We start from the raw sequence: 5,101 nt of genomic DNA on the forward strand, positions 1-5,101 counted from the left end.
GAGTTATGACCATAACGGGACCGGCGTTCTCCCCGGTCCCGTTATGGTCATAACTCACCAGCTGATACTGTTCCTCCAGCGCCGCGCGCTGCGCCAGCCAGTAGCCGCCGCCCCCGCCCAGACCGGCGCTGAGGACCACCACCGGCGCGCCGGGCCACGGAGCCGGAGCAATATTGAGCCTCATCATGTCGGGGTACCGATATGGGCGACGCTGGCGATTTCCACCAGCGCATCGGGCTTCACCAGTCCGCACTGAATGCAGAAGCGCGCCGGTTTATCGCCGGGGAAGAACTCGGCGTAGACCTCGTTAATCGCGGCGTAATTTGTCCAGTCGGTGATAAAGATGCTGTTGAAAGTCACATCCGCCATACTCCCGCCCGCCGTTTCGATAACGCTCCTGATGGTCTCCAGCACGTGGCGGGTTTGCGCCTTTGGGTCGCCGATGTGCACCACATTGTTTTGCTTATCAAACGGCAGGGTGCCCGAGACGTAGACCACGCCATCGGCGAGCGTCCCCGGAACAAAGGGGGCAATCGGCGCGGTGGTGCCTGGCGGAATAATCACCTGTTTAGGCATAACGTTTCTCCTTGGCTAAAGCCAGCGGGGCGGCGGGGGACAGCGCGTGGCAGAAGCTCTCAACGTCGCTGACCCAGCCGAAAAAGGTTTCAATATTGAACAGCGCCGCCTGCTGGGCGAAGGCCGGGCCGGCCTGATGGGTGGCATCCTCCAGCACGATGCCGAAGTATTCGAGAAAGAAGCCATCGCGCAGCGTCGATTCGACGCAGACGTTGGTGGCGATCCCGGTGAACACCAGGTGGCGTATGCCGCGGCTGCGCAAAATGCTGTCGAGCGGGGTGTTAAAGAAGCCGCTGTAGCGCGGTTTCGGCAACACGATATCGCCTTCCTGCGGCGTCAGCTCGTCCACCAGCTGATAATCCCAGCCGCCTTTCGCCAGCAGCTTGCCCTGCAGCTCCGGACGCTGACGCATCGTTTTCAGCGCGTTGGATTTGTGATAGTTCGGCGAGCCCGGGCCGCCGGCTTCAACATACTGGTCATCCCAGCCATTCTGGAACCAGATAATCAACATACCCGCGGCGCGAGCGGCGGCGACGGCGGTATTAATATTGTCGATAACCGGCCGGGTAGCGGAGACGTCAAAGCCGGCGAGATCCAGATAACCGCCCTGGCTGGCGTAGGCGTTCTGCATATCGACCACAATCAGCGCGCTCTGCTGCGGCGCGAAGGTCAGGGATTCCGGGCGAGCGGGAAGGGTAATCATCAGGCCACCTCACGGGTAACAGAAGCAATGTGGTTCCGGCAGCGCATCAGCGGCTGAATGCGTTCGCCAAAGGCGTCAATGCCGGCAAGAAAATCATCAAAGGTCAGCAGCACGCCGTCGGTGCCGGGCACGCTCGCTACTTCATCAAGCATACGGGCGACGCTGGCATACGATCCGACCAGGGTGCCCATGTTAATGTTGACCGCCGAGGTGGGGTCGGCCATCTGGCGCACGTTGGTATCGCTGCCGGAGCGGGTATCTTTCTGACTCTGCTCGGTGAGCCACGCCAGCGCTTCTTCATCGGCGCCCGCTTTGTAATGTTCCCATTTGGCGCGCGCCGCCTCGTCGGTTTCGTCGGCGATCACCATGAACAGCACATAGGACCCCACGTCGCGGCCGGTTTTTTCCGCCGCCTGCATCATGCGTGCGGCGGTCGGGGCAAAGGCCGTTGGCGTGTTGACCCCTTTGCCAAAGCAAAAGTTGTAGTCCGCATGCTGGGCGGAGAAGGCCATCCCGGCATCGCTCTGCCCGGCGCAGATCACCTTCATCGGCTGCGACGGGCGCGGGCTGACCCGGCAGTCGTTCATGGTGAAGTAGTCGCCTTTGAAATCGCTGCGCCCGGTGCCCCACAGGTCACGGAGCACCTGGACGTATTCGGTGAGATAGTCATAGCGGCTGGCGAAATAGTCATCTCCCGGCCACATGCCCATCTGGTCATATTCCGGTTTTTGCCAGCCGGTCACCAGATTGACGCCAAACCGGCCGCCGGAGATGGAGTCGATAGTGGAGGCCATCCGGGCGACAATCGCCGGCGGCAGCGTCAGGGTGGCGGCGGTGGCGTAGATCTGGATCTTCGAGGTCACCGCGGCCAGGCCGGCCATCAGGGTAAAGGACTCCAGGTTGTGATCCCAGAATTCAGTTTTCCCGCCGAAGCCGCGCAGTTTGATCATGGAGAGCGCGAAGTCGAAATGGTAGTGCTCGGCCTTCTGCACGATGGCCTTATTCAGTTCAAAGGTCGGCATATACTGCGGGGCATGGGTGGAGATCAGCCAGCCGTTGTTGCCAATGGGAACGAAAACACCAATTTTCATACCTACCTCTCTGCAGTCATGGAAGATGGGTTGCGATGGTGCGGCATCCTGCCTCTCCCTGGACCACCTCGCAGAAAAGGTAAAGCAAAGGCGATGCCAGTTTTATAAATGCTAATGTTATTAATGTGTTACTTTTGAGTTGCTAAAAAGGACGATAAAAAAGTGGACTGGATGGTCAAAATCAGTGCACGAAAAAACGGCAGTCATGCGCAATCAGGGTGCATGGGGTCGTGTCGGCGCAGGGCTTTTGCTATGCTGGTGGTGTCAACTGAAGGAGAGGATGTATGGCACAGGGCGCGGTGAAGAAAAGCGGCAAACGTTCACAAGCGGTCAGCGCCAAAAAGGAGGCCATCCTGGCCGCCGCGCTGGAGGCATTTTCGCAATTTGGTATTCACGGTACGCGGCTGGAGCAGGTGGCTGAACGCGCCGGGGTATCGAAAACCAATCTGCTCTATTACTACCCTTCGAAAGAGGCGCTGTATGTGGCTGTCCTGCAGCAGATCCTCGCCATCTGGCTGGCGCCGCTGAAGGCCTTTCGTGAGGATATCAGCCCGCTGGTGGCGATCCGCGAATATATTCGCCTGAAGCTGGAGGTGTCCCGCGATCACCCCCAGGCCTCGAAGCTCTTCTGCCTCGAGATGCTGCAGGGGGCGCCGCTGCTGATGGGCGAACTGACCGGGGATCTGAAAGCGCTGGTCGACGAAAAATCGGCGATAGTCTCCGGCTGGATCGACCGCGGCAAGCTGGCGCCGGTCGATCCACAGCATTTAATCTTTATGATCTGGGCTACCACCCAGCATTACGCCGACTTCGCCACCCAGGTGGAGGCGGTCACCGGCGCCACGCTGCAGGATGCGGCCTTTTTTGAACAAACGGTCGATAATGTCCAGCGGATGATTATCGAAGGCATTCGCGTCCGTTAATTGGCGGGCGGCAGCGGGCAGCTTTGATCGCCATCCTCGCACTGTAGCAGCGAGGCGAGGAAAGACTCCCGCTCCACGCTCTTATCGGTCATGCACTGGCTGACCAGCATTGGCTGCATGCTGCCGCCTTCGGCGCCGGACGCGAGAAAGGCGCAGTCGGCGTCGCGTAAGGCGATCCATGCCTGCTGCGCCTGCTTCAGTAATGTTTGTTGTTTACCCACCGCCCGCTGCAGGGCCTGCTGCCAGGTGTCGTTCAGTTTTTTATCGGCCGCCTGATACTGCGCAGCCGCGCACTGATTCATTTCGGTTTGGGTGTTGGCGCTGCTGCACTCGTCCGCCAGCGCCGCGCCGCTGGCCAGCAGGGCCATCACGGCAAATAACGTGCGTTTCATTGTTCTGCTCCCATAAAAAAGGCTCCCGTCCGGGAGCCTTAATTAAACACAGCTGACGTCGGCTGTCATTAGCTGATCGCAGCGCAGACTGATTGCCCGGATGGCGGCGCACCGCGCCTTATCCGGGCTACCCTTTGGCGGTGGTAGGTAGCCCCGGTAAGCGCAGCGCCACCGGGGAGCCCGTTTTAGCCGATGGTCATCAGGCTGGCGTTACCGCCTGCCGCCGCGGTGTTAACGCTCAGCGAACGCTCGATATACAGCCGCTCCAGCAGCAGATTGGTTTCGCCGCGGGCGAAGCCCTGCACGGAGACAATCGCCCCATCGCGCGCCGCCACCTGCTCGCACAGCTCGCGCAGCTGGTCGGAATCGCCGTGGTAGATAACCGCGTCGAAGGCCTGGCCAGGCAACTGCTCCGCTTTGGCAAAGCGAATGCGCTCGCTGACCTCCCGCGGCAGTTTCTTCGCCAGATCGCGCTGCAGGGCGCTGTCCGGCCACAGTACTTCACAACCCACCGCCAGCACAGCCGCCAGCTGGATCAGCGCATCCTGTTCGTTATCCGCTACGCACAGCACGCGCTCGCGCGGCATCAGCGTCAGGGTGTTGCGCTCGCCGGTTGGCCCCGGCAGCAGGCGTTGAGTGCCGCTTTGCGCCTGCTCGCTGTACTGCTGGCACAGCGCCTGCAGCTCAGGACGGCCCGCGGCCCACTGCTGCAGCGCCTGCAGCGGTTTTTCCAGCAGCGTTTTCAGCTGGGCGTCCAGCGGACGCTCTGCATCCTGGCGGGCGAAGGTCACGCCAACCGCGTCCTGCGGACGGCTGGAGAGCAGACGGTACAGATACAGCGGACCGCCGGCTTTCGGACCGGTACCGGACAGCCCTTCGCCGCCGAACGGCTGCACGCCGACCACCGCGCCAACCATATTGCGGTTGACGTACAGGTTGCCCACCTTCGCGCTGCCGGTGACCTGGGCGATGGTTTCGTCGATACGGGTATGCACGCCGAGGGTCAGGCCGTAGCCAGAGGCGTTAATCTGCTCGACCAGTTTGTCCAGCTCGTTACGGTTATAGCGCACCACGTGCAGTACCGGGCCGAAGACCTCTTTTTTCAGCTCGTCGAAGCTGTCGAGCTCGATAAGCGTCGGCGGCACGAAGGTCCCGTGACGCCATTCGCGGGCGTCTTCGCTATTCTCGCGCACCGCCTGGTAGACGGTGCGGCCTTTGGCGCGCATCGCCTGAATATGGCGTTCGATATTCTCTTTCGCTTCCGCATCGATAACCGGACCGATATCGGTGGTCAGGCGCCCCGGATTGCCCATCCGGCACTCGCTCATGGCGCCGCGCAGCATGGTTAAGGTGTGATCGGCGACCTCTTCCTGCAGGCAAAGCACGCGCAGGGCGGAGCAGCGCTGGCCAGCGCTG

The 5,101-nt window shown here is 61.2% G+C and carries 6 protein-coding genes and 1 pseudogene; 1 reads left to right on the top strand and 6 read right to left on the bottom strand.

The genetic code is table 11. The annotated features are described in order from the left end of the window. From KHQ26_RS25875 to rutA, 4 genes and pseudogenes are all read right to left on the bottom strand, one after another. Positions 1 to 187 (bottom strand): annotated as a pseudogene (locus KHQ26_RS25875) (pyrimidine utilization protein D); the annotation flags it as partial. Then, positions 184 to 576, bottom strand: a complete 393-nt coding sequence (rutC, locus tag KHQ26_RS25880; protein WP_002898877.1) for a pyrimidine utilization protein C — start codon at positions 574 to 576, stop codon at positions 184 to 186. The gene rutC and the pseudogene KHQ26_RS25875, both read right to left, overlap by 4 nt. After that, the gene (gene rutB / locus KHQ26_RS25885; protein WP_004176609.1) at positions 569 to 1,279 is read right to left on the bottom strand and encodes a pyrimidine utilization protein B; all 711 of its coding nucleotides are present in this window, start codon (positions 1,277 to 1,279) and stop codon (positions 569 to 571) included. The genes rutC and rutB overlap by 8 nt, the downstream gene beginning before the upstream one ends. Then, positions 1,279 to 2,370 (bottom strand): pyrimidine utilization protein A, encoded by a 1,092-nt coding sequence (rutA, locus tag KHQ26_RS25890; RefSeq protein ID WP_004179293.1) that lies wholly within the window; start codon positions 2,368 to 2,370, stop codon positions 1,279 to 1,281. Before rutA ends, rutB begins: the two co-directional genes overlap by 1 nt. Before the next feature lie 284 nt (positions 2,371 to 2,654). Here rutA and rutR point away from each other — a divergent pair, with 284 nt between their 5' ends. Next, positions 2,655 to 3,293 carry an HTH-type transcriptional regulator RutR gene (gene rutR / locus KHQ26_RS25895; protein ID WP_002898883.1) on the top strand — a complete coding sequence of 213 codons (639 nt, stop codon included), beginning with the start codon at positions 2,655 to 2,657 and terminating at the stop codon, positions 3,291 to 3,293. Here rutR and KHQ26_RS25900 read toward each other — a convergent pair. Both KHQ26_RS25900 and KHQ26_RS25905 read right to left on the bottom strand, forming a co-directional pair. After that, positions 3,290 to 3,685: a lysozyme inhibitor LprI family protein gene (locus KHQ26_RS25900; protein ID WP_002898886.1), complete on the bottom strand. Its 396-nt coding sequence runs from the start codon at positions 3,683 to 3,685 to the stop codon at positions 3,290 to 3,292. The two genes, rutR and KHQ26_RS25900, sit on opposite strands and share 4 nt — an antisense overlap. A 185-nt stretch (positions 3,686 to 3,870) precedes the next feature. Next, on the bottom strand, positions 3,871 to 5,101 hold a 1,231-nt coding region (locus KHQ26_RS25905), incomplete at its 5' end, for an aldehyde dehydrogenase family protein (RefSeq protein ID WP_203164671.1).

This window comes from Klebsiella sp. 10, from assembly GCF_018223925.1.
In the GTDB taxonomy this organism is placed as follows: Bacteria; Pseudomonadota; Gammaproteobacteria; order Enterobacterales; family Enterobacteriaceae; genus Klebsiella; species Klebsiella pneumoniae.